At 69.0% G+C, this 26,356-nt stretch carries 19 protein-coding genes and 1 pseudogene; 11 read left to right on the top strand and 9 right to left on the bottom strand.

Annotation, left to right across the window (positions count from 1 at the left end; genetic code table 11):
- Window positions 1-539, top strand: a 539-nt coding sequence (locus A5624_RS07475) for a sensor domain-containing protein (protein ID WP_197497888.1), incomplete at its 5' end; no start/stop codon positions are given.
- Between the two features lie 15 nt (window positions 540-554).
- On the opposite strand, the gene A5624_RS07470 is transcribed toward A5624_RS07475, so the two are convergent.
- Window positions 555-1,136 (bottom strand): hypothetical protein, encoded by a 582-nt coding sequence (locus A5624_RS07470; protein WP_066863931.1) that lies wholly within the window; start codon window positions 1,134-1,136, stop codon window positions 555-557.
- Window positions 1,137-1,470: 334 nt separating this feature from the next.
- Window positions 1,471-2,601: an adenylate/guanylate cyclase domain-containing protein gene (locus A5624_RS07465; protein WP_156748906.1), complete on the bottom strand. Its 1,131-nt coding sequence runs from the start codon at window positions 2,599-2,601 to the stop codon at window positions 1,471-1,473.
- Window positions 2,602-2,633: 32 nt separating this feature from the next.
- Here A5624_RS07465 and A5624_RS28095 point away from each other — a divergent pair.
- Window positions 2,634-2,703 (top strand): annotated as a pseudogene (locus A5624_RS28095) (DNA-deoxyinosine glycosylase); the annotation flags it as partial.
- 36 nt (window positions 2,704-2,739) lie between these two features.
- On the opposite strand, the gene A5624_RS07460 reads toward A5624_RS28095, so the two are convergent.
- Complete coding sequence (locus A5624_RS07460) at window positions 2,740-4,125, bottom strand: amidase (RefSeq protein ID WP_082972053.1); 1,386 nt, start codon at window positions 4,123-4,125, stop codon at window positions 2,740-2,742.
- 83 nt (window positions 4,126-4,208) lie between these two features.
- Between A5624_RS07460 and A5624_RS07455 the strand changes: the two genes are divergently transcribed.
- On the top strand, window positions 4,209-4,643 hold the full coding sequence (locus A5624_RS07455) for an HIT family protein (protein WP_066863937.1): 435 nt from the start codon (window positions 4,209-4,211) through the stop codon (window positions 4,641-4,643).
- A gap of 199 nt (window positions 4,644-4,842) precedes the next feature.
- A complete protein-coding gene (locus A5624_RS07450) occupies window positions 4,843-8,712 on the top strand; it encodes a bifunctional diguanylate cyclase/phosphodiesterase (protein ID WP_066863926.1) in 3,870 nt (1,289 codons plus the stop codon).
- A gap of 18 nt (window positions 8,713-8,730) precedes the next feature.
- Here A5624_RS07450 and A5624_RS07445 read toward each other — a convergent pair whose 3' ends face one another.
- Genes A5624_RS07445 through A5624_RS07435 form a run of 3 tightly spaced genes read right to left on the bottom strand, consistent with a single transcriptional unit; the run spans window position 8,731 to window position 11,760 of the window.
- Window positions 8,731-9,762: an LLM class flavin-dependent oxidoreductase gene (locus A5624_RS07445; RefSeq protein ID WP_066863923.1), complete on the bottom strand. Its 1,032-nt coding sequence runs from the start codon at window positions 9,760-9,762 to the stop codon at window positions 8,731-8,733.
- A 43-nt stretch (window positions 9,763-9,805) separates the two neighbouring features.
- Window positions 9,806-10,936, bottom strand: coding sequence for an FAD-binding protein (locus A5624_RS07440; RefSeq protein ID WP_066863919.1), 1,131 nt, complete (start codon window positions 10,934-10,936; stop codon window positions 9,806-9,808).
- Window positions 10,933-11,760, bottom strand: a complete 828-nt coding sequence (locus A5624_RS07435; RefSeq protein WP_066863916.1) for a uracil-DNA glycosylase — start codon at window positions 11,758-11,760, stop codon at window positions 10,933-10,935. The genes A5624_RS07440 and A5624_RS07435 overlap by 4 nt, the downstream gene beginning before the upstream one ends.
- Before the next feature lie 69 nt (window positions 11,761-11,829).
- On the opposite strand from A5624_RS07435, the gene A5624_RS07430 reads away from it, so the two are divergent.
- The 4 genes from A5624_RS07430 to A5624_RS07415 all read left to right on the top strand — a co-directional run bounded on the left by A5624_RS07430 (window position 11,830) and on the right by A5624_RS07415 (window position 16,403).
- Window positions 11,830-13,077, top strand: coding sequence for an MFS transporter (locus A5624_RS07430; protein ID WP_066863913.1), 1,248 nt, complete (start codon window positions 11,830-11,832; stop codon window positions 13,075-13,077).
- A gap of 20 nt (window positions 13,078-13,097) precedes the next feature.
- Complete coding sequence (locus A5624_RS07425) at window positions 13,098-14,465, top strand: FAD-binding oxidoreductase (RefSeq protein ID WP_066863910.1); 1,368 nt, start codon at window positions 13,098-13,100, stop codon at window positions 14,463-14,465.
- 115 nt (window positions 14,466-14,580) lie between these two features.
- Window positions 14,581-15,822 (top strand): cytochrome P450, encoded by a 1,242-nt coding sequence (locus A5624_RS07420; RefSeq protein ID WP_197518931.1) that lies wholly within the window; start codon window positions 14,581-14,583, stop codon window positions 15,820-15,822.
- Window positions 15,822-16,403, top strand: a complete 582-nt coding sequence (locus A5624_RS07415; RefSeq protein ID WP_066863904.1) for a TetR/AcrR family transcriptional regulator — start codon at window positions 15,822-15,824, stop codon at window positions 16,401-16,403. The genes A5624_RS07420 and A5624_RS07415 overlap by 1 nt, the downstream gene beginning before the upstream one ends.
- 9 nt (window positions 16,404-16,412) lie before the next feature.
- Here A5624_RS07415 and A5624_RS07410 read toward each other — a convergent pair whose 3' ends face one another.
- Together A5624_RS07410 and A5624_RS07405 are read right to left on the bottom strand one after the other, a co-directional pair.
- The gene (locus A5624_RS07410; RefSeq protein ID WP_066863902.1) at window positions 16,413-17,555 is read right to left on the bottom strand and encodes an acyltransferase; all 1,143 of its coding nucleotides are present in this window, start codon (window positions 17,553-17,555) and stop codon (window positions 16,413-16,415) included.
- Entirely contained in the window at window positions 17,552-19,252 is a 1,701-nt protein-coding gene (locus A5624_RS07405) for a DEAD/DEAH box helicase (RefSeq protein WP_066863900.1), read from the bottom strand. The genes A5624_RS07410 and A5624_RS07405 overlap by 4 nt, the downstream gene beginning before the upstream one ends.
- Window positions 19,253-19,429: 177 nt before the next feature.
- Between A5624_RS07405 and A5624_RS07400 the strand changes: the two genes are divergently transcribed.
- The gene (locus A5624_RS07400) at window positions 19,430-20,032 is read left to right on the top strand and encodes an LppP/LprE family lipoprotein (RefSeq protein WP_066863897.1); all 603 of its coding nucleotides are present in this window, start codon (window positions 19,430-19,432) and stop codon (window positions 20,030-20,032) included.
- Between the two features lie 61 nt (window positions 20,033-20,093).
- On the top strand, window positions 20,094-23,513 hold the full coding sequence (locus A5624_RS07395) for a TM0106 family RecB-like putative nuclease (RefSeq protein ID WP_066863894.1): 3,420 nt from the start codon (window positions 20,094-20,096) through the stop codon (window positions 23,511-23,513).
- Here A5624_RS07395 and A5624_RS07390 read toward each other — a convergent pair.
- Window positions 23,510-25,489, bottom strand: a complete 1,980-nt coding sequence (locus tag A5624_RS07390) for an MFS transporter (RefSeq protein WP_066863891.1) — start codon at window positions 25,487-25,489, stop codon at window positions 23,510-23,512. The genes A5624_RS07395 and A5624_RS07390 overlap by 4 nt on opposite strands.
- Before the next feature lie 263 nt (window positions 25,490-25,752).
- On the opposite strand from A5624_RS07390, the gene A5624_RS07385 reads away from it, so the two are divergent.
- On the top strand, window positions 25,753-26,356 hold a 604-nt coding region (locus A5624_RS07385; protein WP_066863888.1), incomplete at its 3' end, for a hypothetical protein.

Here is a 26,356-nt window from a genome sequence, read left to right as displayed (position 1 = left end):
TCAACGGTGTGATGGGCTCGTCGTCGATGCAGCCGGGCAAACCCATCACCTCGACGGACAGCTCCTCGGTGACGGTCTCCGCGCCCGATTGCCAGGGGGCGCTGTACACCACGCAGGACCCGGTCTATGCGGGCACCGGCTACTCGGCGGTCAGCGGCCTGGTGTCCTCAGAGGCGGGCGACAACTACGACCACTGGGTCAACCAGGCCGTGGTGCTGTTTCCCTCCGCCGACAAGGCCAAGAGTTTCGTGCAGACCTCCGCGGACAAGTGGAAAGGCTGCGCCGGCAAGACGGTGACCGTCACCAACAAGAGCAAGACCTATCGGTGGACGTTCGCCCAACTTCAGGGCAGTCCACCGAAGATCACGCTGATGGACACCCAGGAGGGCGCCGACGGCTGGGAGTGCCAGCGAGCGCTCAGCGTGGCCAACAACGTGGTCGTCGACATCAACGCCTGCGGGTACCACATCAGCGATCAGGGCGCCCAGATCGCCGACAAGATCGTCGCCAAGATCGACAGCGAGAAGCCCGAGGGCTGAGGCGCTACGGCCTTGTCAGGACTGCAGATCGGGGCCCTGCGCGCGTAGGTCGTCGACGGCCGACATGGCGCCGCGCAGTTTGGCCAGCCACTCTTCGGCGTGCTCGCCGACCAGCTTGACCGACCAGGCCAGAGCGTCGGCGCGGGACCGGGCGACGCCGGCGTCCACCAGCGTGTCGAGCACCTGGCGTTCGGGTTGCTTCAGCCGCGTCATGACCGGTACGGCGATGTGGGTGAACAGGATTCGCTCGGCGCCGGCCGTGGAAGCGACCTCGACACCCCAGGAGACCTTGCGGCCGTAGCGATCCTGCGCTTCGTCGGCGATGCGCATGCGCTCCGAGCGGGTGTCCTCGCGGAACCGCGACGCCCGTCCGGCCGCGCGAGCCTCGCTCGCTTCGCCTTCCGCGCTGTCCGGGTCCGGGAGCTTGCCGATGACGGTGATCTCTTCGCGGTCGACGACCACCGTGGGGTCGCCGTCGAACCAGCTTTCCGGGAGACGTCCGGCGAACCACTCCGCGGCGTCGCTGGCGTCGGGTTGCTGGGCTTGCTGCCAGCCGCCGGGGCGGCCGTACCGCCTTTGTGTGTGATGGGCTTTCATGATTACATAATTACACCGTTACACCTGTTAGGGAACCGCCTTTCACCGGCAGCGAAACGACCCACCGGCGCGGACGTGTGGGCGGGTGTCGCCACGCCGTAGCAAGCGGTTCTCCACGACGCGGACCGCCCCGGAAAACCGTTGATCCGCGCTGTTGGTCGGCGTATTTTGGTTAGCGAAGCAGGCCCGGGAAGCGACCAATTCGAAGCGCTGGAACACGGGGTAGGAATCCGGCCGCGTAGGACACGCATAAGACGTCGTCAAACGCCCCCTAGAGTCGCACCGGGCCTGCCCATGCGTCGGGCACCTTTCTCGCCCGGGCAGCGCGGGCCCGTCAGTCGCCGTCGCCGCGCCGCACGCGGAAGAGCTTCACCTCGTTCTTGATGCCCTTGAGGCGCCGGGCGCCGGCGAATGAACCGGAGAACTCACCGCTGTCGCCGATAACGTCCCAGACCGAATCCGCGACCAGGACCGTGCCCGGGCGCGCCACGTTGGTGACGCGGCTCGCCACGTTGACCGGGCTGCCGAACCAGTCGCCGGCCCGGCTGACCGCCATGCCGGAGGCCACCCCGGCCCGCAGCCGGGGGAAGTCGTTGTCGGTGTCGACGGCCTCGACGAGCTTGACGATGACGTCGAGCAGCGGCAGCGGATCGGGGCAGACGAACATGACCGCGTCACCGATGGTCTTGATGAACCGCACCGGCGGCACCGTCATGTCCCGGGCGAGGATGGCCAGCCGGTTGGCCAGATGTCCCAGCTCCTCGGGTGACACCGCCTCACCGATCCGGGTGAAGCCGACCAGATCCGCGAAGGCAACGGTGATCTGGCGCGCCCCGGGCAGCGGCTCACCGGCGGCCCGCTCCGCGGCGTTGATCGCCTCGGTTTCCATCATGTGGCGCAGCTGCATGAACAACATGTGCTCGATCATCGGGCCGAGCATGGGCGCGATCTGTCCCACCAAAGCCTTTGACGCCTTGGCGATTTCGAGCTCGCTGTTACCCGGCCGCATGATCGCCGAGAGCGCCGTGTAGCGCATGACTTCGGCGGCCCGCGACAGGCCTTCGGCCAGTACCCGAACCACGAGAACCACCTGCTCGGGATCCAGCCCCAGCTCGACGAATCGCTGGGCGAAGGCGGCGGCTTCGCCGTCGGCGCGCATGTGAACGACCGCGTCGGGGTCGTCCACGCGAACCAGGCCGATCGCGCGCTGCACGCGCTGCAACAGCCCCAGGTCGATGCCGTGGGTCTCGCTGATCTCCCGGGTGGACACGTAGGTGCCGTCATCGCCGATCAGATGGCGGGTGGCCAGCAGCAGGGGCGGATTGGTGGTGCGGATCTCCTCGGTGGTGATGCCCTGCTCGAGCAGCCACCGCACCAATTCGGCGCGCTCGGTGCGCGCGGTTCCCTCGAGCCCCTCGAGCAAATCGTCGATGTTCTGGTCGGCCCCGTCCTGCACGTTCGTCAACCTACAACGCGGGCCAGCCAGGATGTGGGGTGATGAACGCACCGCCGCTGCGGGGATTCCCGCCGGTCGTCGATGAGCGAGCCCGGACACTGATCCTGGGTTTGGTGGCCGGCAGTACTAGGCCAATCGGCGCGGCGGCTATGACACCGGCGGTCGCCGCAGGGCCCACGGTCGGGCGGCTTCGATCTGCGCCGACAGCGACAGCAGCGTCGCCTCGTCGTATGGCCTGCCGACGAGTTGGACCGACAACGGCAGGCGGTCGCCATCGAGGTCCCACGGCACCACCGCTGCGGGCTGCCCGGTCAGGTTCCAAACCTGTTGGTAGGGAACGTATCGACCGACCCTCAGCAGCGTCGACACCGCGCCGCGGCGTTGATAGGCGCCGATGCGCGACGGGCCCGTCGCCGTGCCGGGCGTGACGACGACGTCGACGTCGTCGAAGATCGCCTGGATCCGCGAGACCACCCCATCCTCGTTGGCCCGGATCGCCTCCATCCGCCGGTCCGAAAAGAACGAACCCAGACGGGCGATGTTGCGGGTGCGCGCCTCCAGGCGTTCCGGATGGGCCAGCGCGTCCGCGTCGTCACAGATACCGCGCAGATATCGGGGCAGATAGTTGGCGAACATCGCCGAGGCCGGATACTCGGGATCGGCCCTGATGACGTCATGGCCCAGGTCGCGCAGCAGCGCACCGGCCTGCTCGACCGCCGTCAGCTCCGCCTTGCCCACCCGGACCGGCAACGGGGTTGGCACCTTGGTGCTCAACGCAATTCGCAACCGGCCGGGGCTGCGGCCCGCCGCCGTCACGAACTCCCCTTCGGGACCGGCCACCGTCGACGTCGCATCCAGGAACACCGCCGCGTCCAGCACCGTGCGCGCGATCGGGCCGTTGACGCTCAGCCCGTACCAGGCATCGTCGTGCGGTTCCAACGACACCCGGTCGCGCTGCGGCTTCAAGCCGAACAGCCCGCACCACGTCGCCGGGATGCGAATCGAGCCGCCCCCGTCGGATCCCAAAGCCAGCGACGCCAACCCGGCGGCGACCGCGGCGGCGCTTCCCCCGCTACTGCCGCCCGGGGTGCGGGTGGGGTTCCACGGGTTGCGGGTGGCGCCGAAGGTCATCGACTCGGTGTAGGGCAGCATCATCAGCTCGGGCACATTGGTCTTGCCGATGATCACCGCACCCGCGGCGCGCAACCGGCGCACCACCTCGGCATCGGAGGTGACGGCGGGCCGATGTCCGCCGCTGCCGAACGTCGTCACCTGCCCGGCGACGTCGACGTCGTCTTTGATCGCCACCGGCACGCCGAGCAACGGCAGCCGCTCGCCCGCGTCCAGACGCTCCTGCGCCGCGGCGGCCTCGTAACGAGCTTGATCGGCGAGCACCACGCGGTAGCACCGCAGCTGGCTGTCCAGCCGCGCTATCCGCTCCAGGTAGACCTCGAGCAACTCCGGCGCGGTCAGTTCACCGTCGGCCAGCATGCGCGCTTGTGCCGCCGCGCCGGCGAACGCGAGATCGTTCACCGCGGCAGCGTATCCCGCGATTCGAGGCAGGCCCCGGATGGTCTCGGCGTGGCCATGGCGAAGCAGCCAGTACCGTGGGCGACATGTCCTGCGTGTTCTGTGCGATCGTCGCCGGCGAAGCCCCGGCCATCCGGATCTACGAAGACGACGACTACCTGGCCATCCTCGACATCCGCCCGTTCACCCGCGGCCACACGCTGGTGCTGCCCAAACGGCACAGCGTCGATCTCACCGACACCGCGCCGGAGACCCTGGCCGGGATGGTCACCCTGGGCCAACGCATCGCCCGGGCCGCGCGGACCACCGAACTGGCCGACGCCACCAACATCGCTGTCAACGACGGCCGCGCCGCTTTCCAGACCGTGTTCCACATCCACCTGCACGTTCTGCCCCGCCGCAACGGCGACAAGCTGTCGGTGGCCAAGGGAATGCTGCTGCGCCGCGACCCCGACCGGGACGCCACCGGCCAGATTCTGCGCAACGCGCTGGCCCGCATCGATGCAAGTCAGGCCGATTGAGCCCAACGGCGACGGCCGGACCCCGCCCCAACCTGGCAAAAGCCGCACTTGGCGAACATCAGCAGCGGTTTAATGCCCAGTAACGCGTGGTGAAGTTGTTCATTCTTCGCCACACAGCAGGGGATCGGCTGGAGCGGTGATGCAACGCTGGGCGGTAAGTCCGTGGCGGCGGTCGGGGGTGCCCCCCCGCGCCGGCTGGATGCTCGCCGCCGCATACGGCGTCGCCGAATTGCTGCTGTTGCTGTCGTCGGTGCGGGGCTGGCACGGCCCCTACGGGACTCGGCCGGTCAACGAGTTCGTCATCGCGGTGTGTCTGGTTGTCGCCGCGGCATTGGCCGGTCGCGCGGCCCGTCGCACGTCCGGACGGCAGCGTTACGGCTGGCTGGCGCTGGTAACGGCCCTGCTCGGCTGGGCGGTGGGCGAGACCATCTGGGCGGTCTACGACGTGCGACCGGAGGTCGAACACGCCGCCCACCCGGCGGCCTCCGAGATCGTGCTGCTGCTATGGCCGGTCGGCGCCATGGTGTCGCTGATGCTGCTGTCCCAGCTATCCCGCAACAGCCCCCGGCGGCTGCTGCTCGACGGTCTTATCGTGGCGACCTCGCTGTTCGTCATCTCCTGGGTGTTCGTGGTCGAAGCGCAGCTGCAGGAGCGGACGGGCACCCGGCTGGCGACGTTCGCGGAGATCTTCAACGACATCGTCTTGCTGACGACGGCGATCCTGATGCTGTCCCGGGCGCGCCCCGGCGACCGGCCCAGCCGGAGCCTGGTCGCCGCCGGCGTCGCGACGATCAGCGTCGCCGACATGATGCTGGTCTTCTACACCGGCATCGGCAGCTATCACACCGGCGATGTCGGTGACGTGATACGAGTGGCCGGCCTGGCGATGCTGGCGCTGGGCGCAACGGCCGTCGTGCACGAGCACCCCACGCCGGCATCGCCGGACGAGATCGAGTTCCGCACCCGCCTGTGGCTGCCCTACCTGCCGCTGATCCTGGCGGCAACCGTGGGCTGGGGACATGCGGCGGGCAACGCGATGCACGAACCGATGCTGGCGGCGCTCGGCATCCTGGTGGCCGCCGTCTTGGCGCGGCAGTTCGTCGTCCTCGTCGAGAACCAGAATCTGCTGTCGGAGGTCGCGCGGGAGGCCTTCCGCGACAACCTGACCGGCCTGGCCAACCGGGCGCTTTTCCTGCACCGACTGGACCAAGCCGTCGCGCGGCGACGCCCCGACGGCACCCCGATCGCGGTGTTGTGTCTGGACCTCGACAACTTCAAGGCGGTCAATGACGCCCTGGGCCATCCGGCCGGGGACGAACTCCTGGTCCGGGTCGCCGGCCGGCTCACCGCGGCGCTGGGGGAACAGGGCACCATCGCCCGGCTCGGCGGCGACGAATTCGCGGCGGTCATCGAAGCCTCCGTCGAGGAATCGCAGGCGGCCGCGCATCGGATTCTCGACGCCTTCACCGGCGCCATCCTGATCGAGGGCATTCCGATCACGGTGCGGCCGAGCATCGGATTCACGGTGGCCACCGGCGCGACGAACTGCACGGTCGATCAGCTGCTGCGCCACGCGGACTTGGCCATGTACGCCGCCAAACGCGAAGGGGGACAATGCATTCGCAGCTTCATGCCCGACCTGCCGCTGCCGTATGCGTTTCCGCCGGCGCCGGGTTCGACCAGACCCTCGGTGGCGGCCCGCGCTCTTGGCGGTGACGGCCAGGCACCGCCGGAGTCCCGAACCACCTCCGAGGTCGCGAACGCCACAGCGGCCCAGCCCGAGGATGCGCCCGACGCCGTCCGCTGGCCCCCACGAGACGTCCGGACCGCCCTGGTGCTGCTGGCGATCGGGGTGGTCGCCTTCGCCGTGTCCAGCGTTGTCCGCCCCAATGCCGGGCACGGCATCCTCTCCGCCGCCGCCCTGTACACGGCGCTGACCGTGGTGGCGGCCGGACTGATCGCCCTACGCGCGTACCGGGTTCCGGCCGACCGGTTGGCCTGGGCGCTGATCGCCGCCGGTATGGCGTGCTCGGCCGTGGGCGACGTCGTCTATGCCCTGTGGGTGCCCAGCGGCCGATCCCCGTCGGTGGCCGATCCGGAGTATCTCGCGTACTACCCCTTCGTCTACGCCGGGCTGCTGTTGCTCATGCGGGCACGGCTCAAGCGGCTGCCGATCCCAGTTCAGCTCGACTCGCTCATCTGCGCACTGACGTTGGCGGCGGTGGCCGCGGCGCTGACCGCGGGTCCGATCGGGGCGGCCGCGGTGCGCGCACCGGCGACGGTGTGGGTGGGCATCGCCTATCCGTGGAGCGATATGGCGCTGCTCGCGCTGGCCGCCGGCATGTTGCCGATCCTGGGCTGGCGCAACGAGATTCGCTGGGCGCTGCTGGTGGCCGGATTGGTCCTGTTTGCGTTCGCGGACGCGGCGTATCTGTTCGAGACGTCGGCCGGCTTGTATCGGAGCGGATCCCTGCTGGATGCCTGCTGGGCCGCGTCGTCATTACTGATCGCCATGGCGAGCTGGGCCAGATCGTCGTCGATCACGCCGCCATCGCGAGGCCGGATCGCGCCCTACGCCACTCCGGTGGCATCGGCCGTGGTCGCGTTGGCCGTGATCGTCCTGGCCCACCATTCGCGGCTCGCGGCGACGCTGGCGGCGCTGAGCCTGGTCGTGGCGGCCGGGCGGTTCGCGCTGACCTTCCGGGACGCCAGCCTGCTGGAGACCAACGACAAACTCGCCATGACCGACGAGTTGACGGCGCTGCCCAACCGGCGCTCACTGGCGACGGCCCTGACCGGGTTGCCCGCTTCGCCGCCACCGGACAGCCCGTCGATGCCGACCCGGGCGCACGCGCGCCGGGCGCTGTTGTTGTTGAGCCTGAGCGATTTCCACGAGATCACCGACTCCATCGGTAGACAGTTCGGCGACGAGCTGCTGTGCCACATCGCAAACCGGTTGGCCGGCTGCGTCCGTCGTGACGATCTGCTCGCGCGGGTGGGGGAAGACCAGTTCGCCGTGCTGCTGTCGGATGGGGCCAACCTCACCGCCGCCAGCGCGTCGGCGGGTCGCCTGCTCGAAGCCCTCAGCGAGCCAATCGCTTTGGACCCGATCACCGTGCAGGTGGACGCCCGCATCGCCATCGCGCTGTGCCCGGACCACTGCGACTCCCCCGAGGAGCTGCTCAGCCGCGCCGAAATCACCATGGCGCACGCCAAATCCGCCCGCAGCAAGATCGCGGTCTACGACTCCTCGTTCGAGGCGTATCGCGACAACGACCCCAGCCTGATCGAGGAATTACGCACGGCGTTGTTCGATACCGACGAGCTGCAATTGCATTACCAACCCAAGATCGACGGCCGCGACGGCAGCGTCCACAGCGTCGAAGCGGTGCTGCGTTGGCAGCACCCCACCCGCGGGACGCTGCTGCCGGAGGAGTTTCTGTCCGTCGCCGAACGCGCCGGGCTGATGCGCAAGATCTCCAACCGCACGCTGAGCATGGCTCTCGCGCAGGTCCGCTCCTGGCGCGAGCAGGGCATGCCGCTCACCGTCGCGGTGAACCTGTCGACGACCAACCTGCTGGACATCGAACTCGTCGGCACCGTCGAGCGGCTGCTCGCCAATTACGACCTGCCCGCCGAGGCGTTGATCCTCGAGATCACCGAGAGCGCGCTGGTGGACTCGGTGCGTTCGCGCAACACCGTCGCCGCGCTGCAGAGCCTGGGAATCCGGATCTCGCTCGACGATTACGGCACCGGCTGGTCGTCTCTGGCTCGGCTGCAAGAGGTTTCGGTCGACGAGCTGAAGCTCGACCGGATTTTCGTGGCGCGCTTGGCCCACGACGCGCGGTCGGTGGCCATCGTGCGCTCGACGGTGGCGCTGGCGTCCAATCTGGGCGCCGACCTGGTGGCCGAGGGGGTCGAGAACGAGGCCACCCTGAACGCCCTGCGCCGGTATGGCTGCACCATCACCCAGGGCTTCGTGCACACCCCGCCGTTGCCGCCGGATGACCTGCGGGACTGGATCGCCAACCACGCACCCAATCCGCACCCGAGCCAGTCCAACGGGTGAGCGTCACCGCCCGCGGTGTCAGAACAGCTCTTTGGCCAGCAGTTCCAGCGTCGCGACCCGCGCCGGGCCGGTGCCGGGATCGGTGCCGCGGCGCGCCGATGCCACCGGGTTGACCATGACTTCGTCGACGCCGAACCGGTCGGCCAGTGCCCGGATCTGCTCGGCGGCCTCCGCCGGCGCCCCCAGGACGGCGCGCTGCAGCCCGCTCTCCACGATCCGCTGCTGCTGGCCGGTCAACTGGGCGACCGCGGCCTCCTCGACCAGCGGCACCGGCCCGAGCGGCTGCCCGGTCCGCAACCGAGCCATCATCTGCAGGTTGGGCAACATCAAAGCCGTTGCCTCCTCGCGGGTTTCGGCCACGGCGGCGTTCACCGTCAGGAAGGTCAGCGGCTCGGCGGTCAGCTCGCTGGGCTTGAATCGCGCACGGTAGACCTCGAGCGCCTCTTCGGTTCCGTTGCCGGAGAAGTGATGTGCGAACACATACGGCAACCCCTTGGCGGCGGCCAGATGCGCCGAGTACATCGACGAACCCAACAGCCATAGCCGCGGTTCGCCCGCCGCGGCCGGGGTGGCCTTGAGGGTGTAGTCACCCGAGCGCAGCGGAACCCGCACGCCGCGAGCGCTCATCAGCGCCGCCACGTCGTCGAGATACTCCGGGAAGTTCTCGATGTCACGATCGTCCCGACCGCCGCGCAGCGCATACGACGTCACCGGATCGGAGCCGGGTGCGCGGCCGATGCCGAGGTCGATGCGGCCTGGGGCGGCGGCCTCCAGCAGCGCGAACTGCTCGGCGACCGCCAGCGGCGCGTGGTTGGGCAGCATCACGCCACCCGAGCCGAGCCGAAGCTGCGCGGTCTGCGCGGCCAGGTAGGCGAGCACCACCGGTGGGCTGGTGGCACCCACCGACGGCATGTTGTGGTGCTCGGCGACCCAGTAGCGGGTGAAGCCCAGCCGATCCGCGGCCTGGGCCAGTTGCACGGTGGCCGCCAGCGCGTCGCCGGTGGTCTGGTCGGTGCGCACCGGGATGAGATCAAGGACGGAAAGACGCACGTTGGCGTCAACGCGCGCGGGCCGGCAAACGTTCCCGCTCGGCTCAGTACTCCTTGAGGGTGATCGAGGCGACGATGCGGTCGAACACCTCCTGGGGTATCGGCGCGCCGCCCGGAATGTTGTCCACGACCAGCCATTGGTTGCGCTTGACGTAGTCGCTGAACTCGCGGTGGTAGTTGGCGAAGCCGGCCGCATGGTCGAGCGTCTCGCCCTCGGTGGCCGCCTTGAGTTCGCCGGCCAAGATGTAGGCACCCAGCAGCGCGACGCTGGTGCCCTGGCCCGACAGGGGCGAGCAGCAGTAGCCGGCGTCACCGACCAGCGCCACCCGGCCCCGCGCCCAGCGATCCATCTTGATCTGCGACATCTCGTCGAAGTAGAAGTCCGGCGCGCTGCGCATGTACTCCAGCAGTTGCGGACGGACCCAGCCGTCGTCGGCCATCCGCCGCGCAAGCTCGGCGAATTGGGCCTCGGTGTCGCGATAGTCGATCCGCAGATCGGTGTCCATGAAGCCCAACATGGCCCGCGCCTCGGCGTTGTTACGCGCGCTGTATACCCCCGCCATGGTGGAGTCGCCGTAGTGCCACATCTGCCAGTAGTCCAGGTCCAGAAAATTGGGCACGGTGAAGATCGCCGCGTGGGTGCCCAGCCTCTCGATGAAGTCGTCTTCGGGCCCGAAGACCAAACGCCGCACGTTCGAATGCAATCCGTCGGCGCCGATGACCAGGTCGAAACTGCGCGGCGCGGCGTGCTCGAAGGTCACGCGGACCGCCGTCCCGTCGTCGTCCAGGGCGGTGATGGTGTCGTCGAAGAGGTATTCGGCCGACCATTGGCTTGCGCCGTAAAGCAATTCGACCAAATCGTCGCGCAACAGCTCGATGTTGGGACTGTCGATGGCGCCACCGGTCGGTGTCGACTCGGTGTCCCGGGACAACTCGTTGCCGTCACGGTCGACGACCGACGAGCCCCGGATTTGCGTCTTGCGCTTCTGGGCGGCGCCCAGCAGCCCCATCCGGTCGAGCACCGTCAGCGCCGGCCCCCGCACGTCGATCGCCTGACCGCCCGGCCGCGGCCCCCGATGGCGCTCCACCACGGTGACTGAAAAGCCATGCTGCCCAAGCCAAAACGCGGCCGCCGCACCAGCCACGCTGGCGCCGGATACCAGAACGTCGGTCACTTGATTCCTGCCAGTTCCTTAGCGTCACGGAAGACGTCGTCGAGCATTGCTGGTGTCAACCTACCGGTGAACATGTTTTGCTGGCTTGGGTGGTAGCAGCCGAGCAGTCGTACACCGGGCGCGAGATCAGCGACGACGCCGTGGCCGAACCGGGGCTTTCGCCCGGTCGTGGTGCCCGGTAGCCGCAGCGCGATCTGCCAGCCGAATCCGCCCAGGGCCACCACCACGCGAACATCCGCGGAGACCAACCGCCATTCGGCCCGCAGCCAGGGCCAGCAGGTGTCGCGCTCCTGCGGCGTCGGCGCGTTGGCGGGAGGCGCGCACCGCACCGGCGCGACGATGCGAATGTTCCTGGTCCGCAAGCCATCCGCGGCGTCGACGCTGGTCGGTTGGTTCACCAGCCCGGCCCGGTACAGCGCCGCGTACAACTGGTCGCCCGAGCGGTCGCCGGTGAACATCCGTCCCGTCCGGTTGGCGCCGTGGGCGGCGGGCGCCAATCCGACGATCAGCAAGCGGGGCCGCGCCGACCCCCAGCTGGGCACCGGTCTCCCCCAATACGGTTGGTCGGCAAAGGCCCGACGCTTGACGACGGCGACGTCCTCGCGCCAGTCGACCAGCCGCGGGCAGGCCCGGCAGACGCTGACCAGAGCGTCGATTTCGGGAATCGAGCCGGCGCGCTCGGCGAGTTCGGCGACCGCGGCGGCGTCGCCCGCCACGGGGGTCTGCGGGGTGGCCGGATCGCCCGGCCATCCGGTGCCGGCACCGACCGGTGAGCCGAACTCCTGGCCGGTACGTGGGTGGGCGAGCACATGAACATCCTGCATTCCGTCAGGGTGACCACGAAATCCAGTGGCTCGCGCCGTCGGTTTGCGGTTACATTTCCCGCGATATTCATGAGCCATACGAGCCGCGGCCCGGCGTCCCTGATCCTGTTCGCGACGCTGCTTGCAACGACGGGCACCGGCATTTCGATCGTGGCCTTCCCATGGCTGGCACTGCAGCACCACGACAGCGCCAAGGACGCCTCGATCGTGGCCGCTGCCATGACGCTGCCGTTGGTGCTCTCTACGCTGATCGCCGGCACCGCGGTCGATTTCTTCGGACGCCGCCGGGTGTCGCTGGTCTCCGATTCCCTGTCCGGCATGGCGGTCATCGGTGTGCCGCTGACCGCTTGGTTCTTCGCCGCCGAAGCAATCAACGTCGCCGAGCTGGCTGTGTTGGCCTGCTGCGCGGCCGCCTTCGATCCCGCCGGGACCACGGCGCGTCAGTCGATGCTGCCTGAGGCGGCCGCCCGCGCGGGCTGGTCCCTGGACCGCACCAACAGCAGCTACGAGGCGATCCTGAATTTGGCCTTGATCCTGGGCCCCGGCATCGGCGGGTTGATGATCGCCACGCTGGGCGGCATCAACACGATGTGGGTCACGGCGGGCTGTTTCGGCTTGTCCTTCCTGGCGATCGGGGGACTGCGGCTGGAAGGCGCCGGAAGGCCACAGGAGGCGAGCCGCCCGGTGGGACTGGTTTCCGGCGTCGCCGAAGGGATGCGGTTCGTCTGGAACCTGCGCGTGCTGCGCACCCTAGGCTTGATCGACTTGTTCGTCACCGCGCTGTACCTGCCGATGGAAAGCGTGTTGTTTCCAAAGTATTTCGCCGACCAGCACCAACCCGCCCAGTTGGGGTGGGCGCTGATGGCGCTCGGGGTCGGCGGCGTGGTGGGCGCGCTGGGCTACGCCGTGGTGTCGAGATACACCCGGCGGCGCACGGCGGTGCTGACCGCGACCCTCACCTTCGGTGCCGCGACGGCCGGCATCGCGTTCCTGCCCCCATTGCCGGTGATCCTGGTGTTGTGCGGCGTAACCGGCCTGGTCTACGGCCCCATCCAGCCGATCTACAACTACGTCATGCAGACCCGCGCGCCGCATCGCCTGCGTGGTCGGGTGGTCGGGGTGATGTCGGGCCTGACGTACGCCGCGGGACCGTTGGGCTTGCTGGTCGCGGGCCCGTTGACAGACGCCGCCGGGCTGCAGGTCACGTTCCTGGCGCTGGCGGTGCCGATCCTGCTGATCGGCTTGGCGGCCTGCCGGCTGCCGTCCCTGCGGGATCTGGACCGCGCGCCGGAGTTCGCCGAGGACCCCGGCCCGTGACACGGGCTTAGGATCGGGCCGTGAGCTCTGACGCCCTGGCCAGTCTGATCGCAGATCTGCCCGACGGGATGGTGGTCACCGACCCGACCGTCACCGAGGGTTATCGCCAGGACCGCGCCTTCGACCCGTCGGCCGGCAAGCCGCTGGCCGTGGTGCGGCCGCGGCGCACCGAAGACGTGCAGACCGTGCTGCGCTGGGCCACCGCCCACCGGGTGCCCGTCGTGACCCGCGGTGCCGGCAGCGGCCTGTCCGGCGGGGCGACCGCGCTGGACGACGGCATCGTGCTGTCCACCGAGAAGATGCGCGACATCACCGTCGACCCGGTGACCCGCACCGCCGTATGCCAGCCGGGACTGTTCAACGCCGAGGTGAAGAAGGCCGTCGCCGAGCACGGCCTGTGGTATCCGCCCGATCCGTCGTCGTTCGAGATCTGCAGCATCGGCGGCAACATCGCCACCAACGCCGGCGGGCTGTGCTGCGTGAAGTACGGCGTCACCACCGACTACGTGCTGGGCATGCAGGTGGTGCTGGCCGACGGCACGGCCGTGCGGCTGGGCGGGCCACGGTTGAAGGACGTTGCGGGCCTGTCGCTGACCAAGCTGTTCGTCGGCAGCGAGGGCACCCTGGGCGTCGTCACCGAGGTGACACTGCGGCTGGTGCCCAAGCAGAACGCGTCCAGCATCGTGGTGGCGAGCTTCGCCACGGTCGAGGATGCGGTCGAGGCGGTGCTCGGCGTCACCGCGCGGCTTCGTCCCTCGATGCTGGAGTTCATGGATTCGGTGGCGATCAACGCCGTCGAGGACACCCTGCGCATGGATCTCGACCGCGAGGCGGCCGCCATGCTGGTGGCCGGATCGGACGAGCGCGGCCGCGCCGGCAGCGAGGACGCCGAGATCATGGCCGAGGTATTCGCGGAACACGCTGCGACGGAAGTCTTTTCGACCGACGATCCCGACGAGGGCGAGGCGTTCGTCGTGGCCCGGCGGTTCTGCATCCCGGCCGTCGAAGCCAAGGGGTCGCTCCTGCTCGAGGACGTCGGCGTGCCGCTGCCGGCGCTGGGCCGCCTGGTGACCGGGATCGCGCGCATCGCCGCCGAACGCGACCTGATGATCTCGGTGATCGCGCACGCCGGCGACGGCAACACCCACCCGCTGATCGTCTACGACCCCGCCGACGCTGACATGACCGAACGCGCGCACCTGGCGTTCGGCGAGATCATGGATCTCGCCGTCGGCCTGGGCGGCACCATCACCGGCGAGCACGGCGTCGGCCGGTTGAAGCGGCCCTGGCTGGCCGGCTATCTGGGCCCCGACGTGATGGACCTCAACCGGCGCATCAAGCAGGCGCTGGATCCGCAGGGCATTTTGAACCCGGGCGCGGCTATCTAGGCCTTTGCTCTCGAGTGCCCGGCCAGCCGGGCGCTCGGTGGTGGGCGCCCGGCCAGCGGGGCGCCCGGCGTGCGGCAGGGTTGACATATCGTCACGACTGTCGTACGAATGAGACATGGCTGCTGTTATGTCTCACGAAGCGCCGGTCGCTTTCCAGCTGGCCACCGCCGACACCTGGCCCAACCCGTGGCCGATGTACCGCGCGCTGCGCGACCACGACCCGGTGCACCACGTCGTGCCGGCCAACCACCCCGAGCATGACTACTACGTGCTCTCCCGGCACGCCGACGTGTGGGCCGCGGCCCGCGACCACGAAACCTTCTCCTCCGCCAAGGGTCTGACCGTCAACTATGACGACCTGGAATTGATTGGGCTGCAGGACAATCCACCGTTCGTGATGCAGGATCCCCCGGTACACACGCAGTTCCGCAAGCTGGTGTCGCGGGGCTTCACCCCGCGGCAGGTGGAGGCGGTGGAGCCCAAGGTCACCGAGTTCGTCGTCGAGCGCATCGAGGGGTTGCGTTCGGCCGGCGGTGGCGACATCGTCGCGGAGCTGTTCAAGCCGCTGCCGTCGATGGTGGTCGCCCACTATCTCGGTGTGCCCGAGGAGGATTTGGCCCAGTTCGACGGCTGGACCCAGGCCATCGTCGCGGCCAACACCGCCGAAGGCGGCGTCGCCGGCGCCCTGGAGACCGTCGGCGATGCGGTCGGGTCGATGATGGCCTACTTCACCGGGTTGATCGAACGGCGCCGGACCGAACCCGAGGACGACACCATCTCGCACCTGGTGGCCGCCGGGGTCGGTGCCAACGGTGACATCGCCGGCACCCTGTCGATCCTGGCGTTCACGTTCACCATGGTCACCGGCGGCAACGACACCGTCACCGGCATGCTCGGCGGTTCCATGCCGCTGCTGCACGAACGACCCGACCAGCGTCAGCTGTTGGTGGACGACCCCGACCGCATTCCCGATGCCGTCGAGGAATTGCTGCGGGTGACCTCGCCGGTGCAGGGCCTGGCCCGCACGGTCACCCGGGACGTGACCGTCGGCGAGACCACCATTCCGGCCGGGCGCAGGGTGCTGTTGCTCTACGGCTCGGCCAACCGCGATGAACGCCAATACGGCTCGGACGCAGGCGAACTCGACATCACCCGCTGCCCCCGCAACATCCTGACGTTCAGCCACGGCGCACACCATTGTCTGGGCGCCGCCGCCGCGCGGATGCAATCGCGAGTCGCACTGACCGAACTCCTGACCCGGTGCCCGGACTTCGAGGTGGACGAATCCGGCATCGTCTGGGCCGGCGGCAGCTACGTCCGGCGCCCGCTGTCGGTGCCGATCCGGACGACGTCCTGATGGCAGGCAACGACTGGCTGGGCACGCACCGGACCGAGGCGGCCGCCGACCGGATCCTCGACGCCGCCGAGCGGCTCTACACCCAGCGCGATTCCGACTCGATCGGCATGAACGAAATCGCCCGCGCCGCAGGCTGTTCCCGCGCGACGCTATACCGGTATTTCGAGAACCGCGAGGCGCTGCGAACCGCCTACGTCCACCGCGAAACCCACCGGCTGGGCCGCGAGATCATCGCGCGCACCGGCGACATCGAGGACCCGCACGAACGGCTAGTCGCGAGCATCCTCGTCACGCTGGCGATGGTTCGCGAAAGCCCGGCGCTGGCATCCTGGTTCGCCACCACCCGCCCGCCGGTAGGTGGCGAACTGGCCGGACAGTCCGACGTCATCGCGGCGTTGGCGGTGGCGTTCCTGCAATCGCTGGGACCCGACGATCCCGCCGTCATCGAACGCCGCGGCCGCTGGATGGTGCGGGTGATCGTTTCGCTGCTGACCCACCCGGGCCGTGACGAAGCCGAGGAGCGGGCGATGATCGAGGAATTCGTCGTCCCGATCGTGACGCCGGTGTCCGCCCGCGACTAGCCGGCGTGGTCACTCCCGCACGCGGGTGAACCGGTGCAGCAGCCACGCCAGCGGGATCGTCACCACCAGCGTCGCGACGTACAGGTACAGCATCGGGCCGGTGTAGACCCGCGCGCCGACGATGTAATCCATCGCGAATTCCATGGTGATCAAGTGGATCAGGAAGATCTCGTAGGAGATCTCCCCCAGCCACACCATCGGGCGGCTGGCCAGTACCCGCGAATACCAACCATGGTCGTCGCCCAGGGCCAGCGGTGCCACCGCGAGCGCGGCGATGACGGCGTAGAAGCACGTCTTGAACAACGCCTCGCTCAGCGTCGCCGGGGAGGTCGTGGGCGCGCCGGCGATGGGCGTGGACACGATGAAATAGCAGATGACCGCCAGCGGTATGGCCACGAACCCGTAGCCGCGCACCCCCATCTCCTGCAGCACGGTCAGCATCATGCCGGCGAGGAACCACGCCAGATAGGTGGGCAGCCACAGCCGTGCCCCGTCGGGAAACCAGTGATCGGTGTGCACCAGCACCAGCCAGGCCGGGCTGATCAACAGCATCCCCGCCAGCGCGCCGAGCACCAACTTCGGCTGCCATTGTCGCCGGCAGATCACCACCAGCAGCAGGTAGGCCAGCAGCGGCAGGATGACGTAGAACGATCCCTCCACCGCAAGGCTCCACATCTGGGTCAGCCCCTGGTGCAGGTACTTGCCGAGGTAGCCGTTGCAGTAGATCTGCGTCAGCGTCAGGTTGCGCGCCAGGCCCAGCCAGCTGTGGCCGGGGTTGGGCCCGGCATTGCGGAAGTGGTAGAGGACGTAGGCGAACAACACCGTGACGACGTAGGCGGGCATGATGCGCCGAACCCGGTGCCACGCATAGCGACTCAGCGACGGCGAACGACCGCCTTTCGCCGCCGCCTTCACCCACGGGCGGAACAACAGGTAGCCGGAGAGCACGAAGAAGATCGGTACCCCGATCTCCATCCGGGAACCGACCAGGCCCCAATAGCCGTGCGTGTACTTACCGGTGGTGTAGGCCGCGTGGGTGCCGACGACGAGGAGCGCGGCGACCGCGCGGATCCCGGTCAGCGAGGCGACCCGGTCGACGCGAGAGGTCTGCTCGAGGCCGCCCTGGGCGTCTTGTTCTTCGGACAGCGTCATCCGCCGTGTTTCCTGCGCGGCTTCCCACCGTCTTGGCTGCGGGGCCTGGCGGACGACCGCTCCGGTTGCAAGTTGATCAATACCCCCGAAATGCGGGTGTGCTCAAGGCGTTTGAAGATCGACTTGGGCAACTTGGCCGGCAATTCCACCAGGGAGAAATCCGGCCCGATCGCGATGTGGCCGAAATCGCTGCGATGCAGCCCGCCCTCGTTGGCGATGGCGCCGACGATCGCACCCGGGCCGATCTTGTGCCGCTTACCCACCGCGATGCGATAGGTGGCGAAGGGCTTTGCGTTCCTTGGCCTTTCGGGGCGGTCGCGACGTTCGGTGCGCCGCTCGCGCCGCTCCGGCGGCGGTTCGGGCGCCATCAGGAATTCCTCGCCGTCGCGGGATTGCAGCGCCAGCGCGGCGGCGATGTCGGCCATCGGGGTGTCGTGCTCGCGCTCGTAGTCTTCGACCAGCTTGCGGAACAGGTCGATCCCCGGAGAACCGAGCGCGGTGGTGATGGAGTCGGCGAACTTGGCCACCCGCTGGGCGTTGACGTCTTCGACGGTGGGCAATTCGGCTTCGGTGAGCGTTTGGCGCGTGGCCTTTTCGATCGCCTTGAGCAGGTGACGCTCGCGCGGGGAGACGAACAGCAGCGCGGTTCCCGAGCGGCCCGCCCGGCCGGTGCGCCCGATCCGGTGCACATAAGACTCGGTGTCATGCGGGATGTCGTAGTTGAGCACGTGCGATATCCGCTCCACGTCCAGCCCGCGCGCGGCCACGTCGGTGGCGACCAGGATGTCGATGCTGCCGTCCTTCAGGGCGGCCACGGTTCGCTCACGCTGGCCCTGCGGGATGTCCCCGTTGATGGCTGCGGCCGAAAAGCCTCGGGCCCGGAGCCTTTCGGCGACCTCCTCGGTGGCCTGTTTGGTTCGGACGAAGATGATCATCGCCTCGAACGGTTCGACTTCCAGCACCCGCGTCAGCGCATCCATCTTGCGGGGGCCGGCGACCTGGATGTAGCGCTGCGAAATGTTCTCGGCGGTAGCGGTTTTCGCTTTGGTGCTGACCTCGAGCGGATCGTGCAGGTACTTGGTGGTGATCTTGCGGATCGCCGGCGGCATGGTCGCGGAGAACAGCGCCACCTGCTTGTATTCCGGGGTTTCGGACAGGATGCGGTCGACTTCTTCGGCGAAGCCCATGGTGAGCATCTCGTCGGCCTCGTCGAGCACCAGGTAGTCGACGTGGGACAGGTCCAGGGTGCCGCGCTCGAGGTGGTCGATCACCCGGCCCGGTGTGCCGACCACCACGTGGGCGCCGCGGCGGAGCCCGGCCAGCTGCACGCCGTAGGACGAGCCGCCATAGATCGGCAGCACGTTGATCTTGGGCAGGTGGGCCCCGTACCGGCTGAACGCCTCGGCCACCTGCAGGGCGAGTTCGCGGGTCGGGGCGAGCACCAGCGCCTGGGTGGCGGTGCTGGTGACGTCGATCTTGGACAGGATCGGGATCGCGAACGCGGCGGTCTTGCCGGTGCCGGTCTGGGCCAGCCCGACGACATCGGAGCCGGCCATCAGCGCCGGGATGGTCGCGGCCTGGATGCCGGTGGGCGATTCGTAGCCGACGTCGGCGATCGCCCGCAGGACCGAGGGATTGATCTGCAGGTCGGCAAACGTCGGTGAGGCAGCTTCAGTCGAGCTGTCCGGGAGGGTCATCGTCCAAGGAGTCTAGTGGTGACCGCGAGCTCAGCGACGCTGAGCGCTACGGGTCACCACCCGAGGGCCCCGTGGTGACGCGAGCTCAGCGACGCTGAGCGCTGCGGGTCTATGGCCAGGCGGCCGATCAGGTGATCATCGGCACACCCGGCCATGCCTGCCACGACCTCGCACCCGATGACGGTACGGTGCCCAGATGTGTGGTCGTTGCCCTGTCGTACCGAGCCACTGACCGGCTCGGCCGCTATCGCTCTCATCGCCTTCACTCTGGCCGGCTGCGGTTCGAGCGACTCCACCGTCGCCAAGACGCCGCCGGCCAGGACGTCGGAGACCGCGTCGATCACGGCTCCGGCCACCCCGTCGGCGGCCGCCCAGCCCGGCAACGCCCCGCCGGCCGACCCCTGCGCGGTCAACCTCGCCTCGCCCACCATCGCGAAGGTGGTGTCCGAGCTGCCCCGCGACCCGCGCAGCCAGCAGCCCTGGAACCCCGAACCGCTGGCCGGCAACTACAACCAGTGCGCGCAGCTCTCGGCCGTCATCATCAAGGCCAACACCAACGCGGTCAGCCCGACCACCCGTGCGGTGCTGTTTCACCTCGGCCAGTTCATCCCCCAGGGCGTGCCCGACACCTACGGATTCAACGGCGTCGACCCCGCGCAAACCACGGGCGACACCGTGGCGCTGACCTACCCCAGCGGGATCAACGGCCTGAACACCAATGTGAAATTCCACTGGAACGGCAACGCCGTCGAGCTGATCGGCAATACGCCCGCCCACTGATCTCCGGGCACGCCCGACCGGTGCGACCGTCATGTCGGAGCGCTGGCCTACTGTGGCTCGAGTGTTGGTCTCCGGCGACAGCATCGTTTACAGCGCATCGGATCTGGCCGCCGCGGCCCGCTGCGAATACGCGCTGCTGCGGGATTTCGACGCGAAGCTGGGGCGCGGCCCGGCGGTCACCGTAGAGGACGAACTGCTCACGCGGACGGCCGCCCTCGGTAGCGAACACGAGCGGCGCGAACTGGCTTCGCTGCGCGACCGGTTCGGGCAGGACGTCGCGATCATCGGCCGCCCCGCCTACACGCCCGCCGGCCTGACCGCGGCCGCGGAAGCCACCGGCCGCGCCGTCGCCGGCCGTGCGCCGGTGATCTATCAAGCCGCCATGTTCGACGGCCGCTTCGTCGGCTTCGCCGATTTTCTGATCCGCGACGGGCAGCGGTATCGCGTCGTGGACACCAAACTGGCCCGCTCGGCCAAGGTCACCGCGCTGTTGCAGGTGGCCGCCTACGCCGACGCGTTGGCCGCCTCGGGCGTCCCGGTCGCGCCGGAGGCCGAACTACGGCTGGGCGACGGGACCGCGGTGCGGCACCGGACCTGCGACCTGATCCCGGTCTACCGCTCCCAGCGCGCCCGGCTGCAGCGCCTCCTCGACGACCACTACGCCGCCGGCGCGGCGGTGCGCTGGGACGACGACGGCGTGGCCGCGTGCTTTCACTGTCCCCTATGCCTCGAACAGCTGCGGGCGGCCGACGACGTGTTACTGGTCGCCGGCCTGCGAGTGGGCCAGCGCGACAAGCTCTTTGACGCGGGCATCAGCACGGTCGCCGAGCTGGCCGAGCATCGCGGGCCGGTGCCCGACCTGGCGGGCGGCGTGCTGGACAAACTGACCGTCCAGGCGAAATTACAGGTGCGCCAACGGGAAACCGGCGTTCCCCAGGTCGAGGTCATCGACCCGCAGCCGCTGGCCCTGCTGCCCGAGCCCGACGCGGGAGACCTGTTCTTCGATTTCGAGGGTGACCCGCTGTGGACCACCGATGGTCGCGAATGGGGGCTGGAATATCTGTTCGGTGTGCTCGAAGCCGGGCCGACGGGCAAGTTCCGCCCGCTGTGGGCGCACGACCGGGCCGAGGAACGCAAGGCGCTGATCGACTTCTTGGCGCTGGTGGCCAAACGCCGCAAACGCCGGCCCAACATGCACATCTACCACTACGCGCCCTACGAGAAAACCGCTTTGTTGCGGCTCGCCGGGCGCTACGGAGTGGGCGAGGACGAAGTCGACGAACTGCTGCGCAGCGGGACGCTGGTCGACCTTTACCCGTTGGTGCGCAGGAGCATTCGCGTGGGCGCCGAGTCGTTCAGCCTCAAGGCGCTCGAGCCGCTCTACATGGGCGCCCAACTACGCGCGGGTGACGTGACCACCGCCACCGGTTCGATCACCTCCTACGCCCGGTACTGCGAACTCCGGGAGGACGGGCGTGGCGACGAGGCGGCATCCGTGCTCAAGGAGATCGAGGACTACAACCACTACGACTGCCGGTCGACGCAGGAACTGCGGAACTGGCTGATGTTGCGCGCCTACGAATCCGGCGTTGTACCGGTCGGTGCCCAGCCGGTGGCCGACGGCAACACCGTCGACGACCGCGACGGACTGGCGGTGACGCTGTCCGCATTCAGCGGAGCGGCCGGCATCGACGACCGGACCCCGCAGCAGACCGCGGTGGCGCTGCTGGGCGCGGCGCGCGGCTACCACCGGCGCGAGGACAAACCCTTCTGGTGGGCGCATTTCGACCGGCTGAACTTCCCGATCGAGGAGTGGGCCGACAACACCGACGTGTTCGTCGTCGACCACGCGTCGGTCGCCCTCGACTGGCACACGCCGCCGCGGGCACGCAAACCGCAGCGGCGGCTGCGGCTGCGCGGTGAGCTGGCGCGCGGGGATTTGAAGAGCGACGTCTTCGCGCTCTATCACCCGCCGGCGCCGCCCGGCATGAGCGACAGCCCGGACCGGCGGGCGGCCGGGCGGGCCTCGGTCGTCGAGACCGACGATGTGGCGGTGCCCACCGAAGTGGTGGTCCTGGAGCGAGTTGGCGGTGACGGCAACACCTTTCACCAGCTGCCGTTCGCGTTGACTCCCGGCCCACCGATCCCGACGACCGCCCTGCGCGAGTCCATCGAGGCCACCGCCGCCACGGTGGCCGACGGCTTGCCGCACCTACCCGACAGCGCCATCGTCGACGTGCTGTTGCGCCGCGCGCCACGCACCCGGGGCGGCATTGCGCTCCCGCGCAGCGGCGACACCGTCGCCGACATCACCGCGGCACTACTCGATCTGGACTCGTCGTACCTGGCGGTGCACGGGCCGCCCGGTACCGGCAAGACCCACACCGCCGCCCGCGTGATCCACCACCTGGTCATCCAACGCGGCTGGCGCATCGGTGTCGTCGCGCAATCACACGTCACGGTGGAGAACGTGCTGGACTGCGTGATCGACGCCGGCCTGGATCCGCACCGGATCGCGAAGAAGCGCTACGACCACCACGCCCCGCGCTGGCGGGAGATCGACGGCGCCGCGTACGCCGCGTTTCTCGCCGACACGCCGGGATGTGTGATCGGCGGAACCGCTTGGGATTTCGCCAACGCCAATCGGATACCGCCGGGAAGCCTGGATCTGCTGGTCATCGACGAGGCCGGCCAATTCTGCGTGGCCAACACCATCGCCGTGGCACCCGCCGCCGCCAACCTGCTGCTGCTCGGCGACCCTGCGCAGTTGCCGCAAGTCAGCGAGGGCACGCACCCGGAGCCGGTGGACAGCTCCGCGCTGGAGTGGCTGGTCGACGGTCAGCGCACCCTGCCCGACGCACGCGGCTACTTCCTGGACCTCTCCTACCGCATGCATCCGGCCGTGTGCGCCGCCGTGTCGGCGCTGTCCTACGACGACAGACTGCAGTCCCACGAATGCACCGCCGCCCGACGCCTCGACGGGTATCGACCGGGCCTGCAGTTGCTTTCGGTTGAGCACCAAGGAAATTCGACCGAAAGCCCCGAGGAGGCCGGCGCGATCGTCGCCGAGATCGACCGCATGCTCGGCGCGTCATGGACCGACGAACACGGCACCCGGGCGTTGACGGCCGCCGACGTGCTGGTGCTGGCGCCCTACAACGCCCAGGTGGCGCTGCTGCGCCGCCGGCTGGCCGCCGCTGGGCTCGACGGGGTGCGGGTGGGGACGGTCGACAAGTTTCAGGGCGGGCAGGCGCCCGTCGTCTTCATCTCGATGACCGTGTCGTCCACGGACGTGGTGCCGCGCGGAATCTCGTTTCTGCTCAACAGGAATCGGCTCAACGTCGCGGTGAGCCGGGCCCAGTTTGCGGCCGTGATCGTGCGCTCGCCGTCGCTGACCGAGTATCTGCCCGCCACCCCCGCGGGCCTGATCGACCTGGGCGCGTTCCTGGCGCTCACGCAGCCGGGTCGGCGGTCCGGCTAACCGGTCGAGGAGTGCCGGCCCGAGCCGGTGGGATCGTCGTCGGGATTCGAGCGGTGATGGTGACCGCGCGGCGATTCACCGTCGGGGAGATACCGTCCCGCGGAACCGCTATGGGGCCGGCGCGGGGGCCGGGTGAGCCGCTCGCCCGGCGGGAGGGGCTTGGGCGAGCGCCGCACCGCCACCTGACGCAGGCGTTTGCCGCTGTCGACATGGGACCCGTTGTGGGCGTGGCCGATCGGTTCGGGCTGCGCGGCCGGGCCGCGGCGCGGCACTGCGGCGGACGCCGGGCGCGGCCGGTCGACCGGCGGCCGGGGCGGTTCGGGGTCGCGTCTGCGCTCGACGTCGGATTCGCGCACCAGAACGAATTCCACGTACTCGTCGTCGTCGTAGTCGTCGTCGACGTCGTCGTCGGGTCGCAGCGGATCGTCGCCGCCCCTGCCGTCACCCGACCAGGGCGCAAAGCCCACCAGGAACAGCGCCGCGACGATGCCGAACAACGCGACGAACGCCGGCAACAACACCGATTGCGACATCGCGGCGGCGAACGGATCGCGCAGGAACGCAGGCAACTGCAGGGCGAGCGCGTCCTCGCCGACGGCGTCGCCGGACGGCTGGCGCGGCATCTCGGCGGTGATCCGCCAGGTCATGAACGCGGCCATGCCGGCGCTGCCGAGCACCGCGCCGAGCTGGCGCACGGAGTTGTACACCGCGGACCCCGCGCCGGCCAGGTGCGGCGGCAGGTTACGCGTCGCGGTGGCCGTCAACGGTGACCACACGAACGCCATCCCGACGCCCATCGCGAAGAACGGCATAACCAGCCGCCAGATCGGCGTCGTCGGTGTCATCTCGAAGGTGATCCAGGTGAGCGCGATGGCCAGCACCGAGAAACCGAAACCGAGCACGGGCTGCGGATGGTATTTGTCGACGATCTTGCCGACGAACGGCGCGAAGACACCGTTGGCGATCGCCATCGGCGCGATCAACAGGGCCGAGCGGGTCGGCGAGAGCCCGCACACGGCCTGCGCGTAGAACGTCAGCGGCAGCATCATCGCCGTGGCGGCGAACGAGATGATGGCCACCCCGACGTTGCACAGGCTGAAATCGCGGTCGCTGAAGATGACCAACGGAATCAGCGGCTCGTGGGCGTTCAGCGACTGCCAGAACGCGAAGGCCGTCATGAATCCGACGCCCGCGACGATCAACGCCCAGATCCAGGGTTGCCAGTGCGCGGCCTGCCCCTGCTGCAGCCCGAACACGATCAGGAAGATCCCTATCCCGGACAGGGTGACCCCGACCAGGTCGAAGCGATGCGACTGGGTGGGCAGCACCGGAATCAACCAGTACGCCAACCCCAGCCCGAGGACGCCGATGGGGACGTTGACGAAGAAGATCCACTGCCATCCCAGGCTGTCGACCAGGACACCGCCGGCCAACGGGCCCACCAGGCTGGCGACCCCGGCGGTGGCCCCCCACAGGCTCACCGCGACGCCGCGCCGCTCCGCCGGGAAGATGCGGGTGATGGTCGACAAGGTCTGCGGGGTGAGCAGCCCGGCCCCGACGCCCTGCACGACGCGCGCCGCGATCAGCATGGCCGCGCTGCCCGCCAGCCCGCACCACACCGACGAGACGGTGAACACCACCAACCCGATCAGATACAGGTTCTTGGGTCCGAACCGGTCACCCAGCCGCCCGGCCACCAGCAACACCACCGCGTAGCCCAGCAGGTAGGCGCTGGTCACCCAGACCACGGTGTCGTAGCCGATGCGCAGGCTGCCCATGATGGTCGGGTTGGCGATGGCGACGATGGTCGAGTCGACCATGATCATGAAAAAGCCGATCATCATCGCCCACAGCGGGTTCCAGGGGTTCTGTGACTGCGGCGAGCTCCGGGTGAGAAAGTCCCAGCGGTTGGCGGCCCGGGGCGACGCCGATCCCGCGCGCCCTCCCCCGGGCGTGCGGGGCGTAGCCGTGCTCATCCACCCCACCTCGTTTCGCTCCCGACGATGCCGTTCAGTCGTCTCGGCCCATCTGATCGGCCTGGACCGGCCCACGCAGGCGTTACCCGGCGGGTAAACAGCATGGGGACCGAGAAACGGCGCGGACCGTCGCAACATCCAGCCTGCATTATTCCCGGTGCGGCAAGAGGCCGACGGCCGAGGATCGGGTCGGGCGGCATAACTCGTCGGGATTTCCCGCGGGCGCGTTAGCCTGAAAGAACGCCATTTGCAGGAGAGACGATATGCGGGCTCGACGGAACAAGTCGCCGAACCGGTTTTTCACGATGTCCGACTCGGGGTCGGCACCGAGGGCCGACAACGGTCGGCCCAAGATGTCCGCGCGCGCGTTGGCGCAGGTCATCGAGCGAAGCTCGCGGTTGCAGGGCCCGGCCGCCGAGGCTTATGTGACCCGGCTGCGCAACGCGCACCCCAACGCCAGCCCGGCCGAGATCCTGGCCAAGCTGCACAAGCGCTACCTGGCCGTCGTGACGGCAGGCGGTGTTGCCGTGGGGGCCGCGGCGACCATCCCCGGCATCGGCACGATCAGCGCCCTGTCCGCCGCCGCCGCCGAAACGGTGACCTTCCTGGAGGCCACCGCGTTCCTGGTGCTGGCAACGGCGGTGGTCTACGACATCCCGGCCGATCACCGGGAGCGACGCCGCGCGCTGGTGCTGGCGGTGCTCGTCGGCGACAACAGCAAGCACGCCGTCGCCCAGCTTGTCGGCCCGGGCCGCACCAACGGCGGCTGGATCTCCGAGAGCCTGGCCGCCCTGCCGCTGTCGTCGATGTCCAAGCTGAACTCACGGCTGCTCAAGTCGTGGGTGCGCAAGTACACCGTGCGGCGCG

The organism is Mycobacterium sp. 1482292.6, assembly GCF_001672995.1.
Taxonomy (GTDB): Bacteria; Actinomycetota; Actinomycetes; order Mycobacteriales; family Mycobacteriaceae; genus Mycobacterium; species Mycobacterium europaeum_A.
This window is presented reverse-complemented; position numbering and strand designations above follow the sequence as displayed.

Coding starts and splice junctions, on each gene's coding strand:
- A5624_RS07470 (WP_066863931.1), bottom strand. CDS start 1,136: ATGAAAGCCCATCACACACAAAGGCGGTACGGCCGCCCCGGCGGCTGG.
- A5624_RS07455 (WP_066863937.1), top strand. CDS start 4,209: ATGTCCTGCGTGTTCTGTGCGATCGTCGCCGGCGAAGCCCCGGCCATC.
- A5624_RS07450 (WP_066863926.1), top strand. CDS start 4,843: ATGCTCGCCGCCGCATACGGCGTCGCCGAATTGCTGCTGTTGCTGTCG.
- A5624_RS07435 (WP_066863916.1), bottom strand. CDS start 11,760: ATGCAGGATGTTCATGTGCTCGCCCACCCACGTACCGGCCAGGAGTTC.
- A5624_RS07430 (WP_066863913.1), top strand. CDS start 11,830: ATGAGCCATACGAGCCGCGGCCCGGCGTCCCTGATCCTGTTCGCGACG.
- A5624_RS07420 (WP_197518931.1), top strand. CDS start 14,581: ATGGCTGCTGTTATGTCTCACGAAGCGCCGGTCGCTTTCCAGCTGGCC.
- A5624_RS07415 (WP_066863904.1), top strand. CDS start 15,822: ATGGCAGGCAACGACTGGCTGGGCACGCACCGGACCGAGGCGGCCGCC.
- A5624_RS07410 (WP_066863902.1), bottom strand. CDS start 17,555: ATGACGCTGTCCGAAGAACAAGACGCCCAGGGCGGCCTCGAGCAGACC.
- A5624_RS07405 (WP_066863900.1), bottom strand. CDS start 19,252: ATGACCCTCCCGGACAGCTCGACTGAAGCTGCCTCACCGACGTTTGCC.
- A5624_RS07400 (WP_066863897.1), top strand. CDS start 19,430: ATGACGGTACGGTGCCCAGATGTGTGGTCGTTGCCCTGTCGTACCGAG.
- A5624_RS07390 (WP_066863891.1), bottom strand. CDS start 25,489: ATGAGCACGGCTACGCCCCGCACGCCCGGGGGAGGGCGCGCGGGATCG.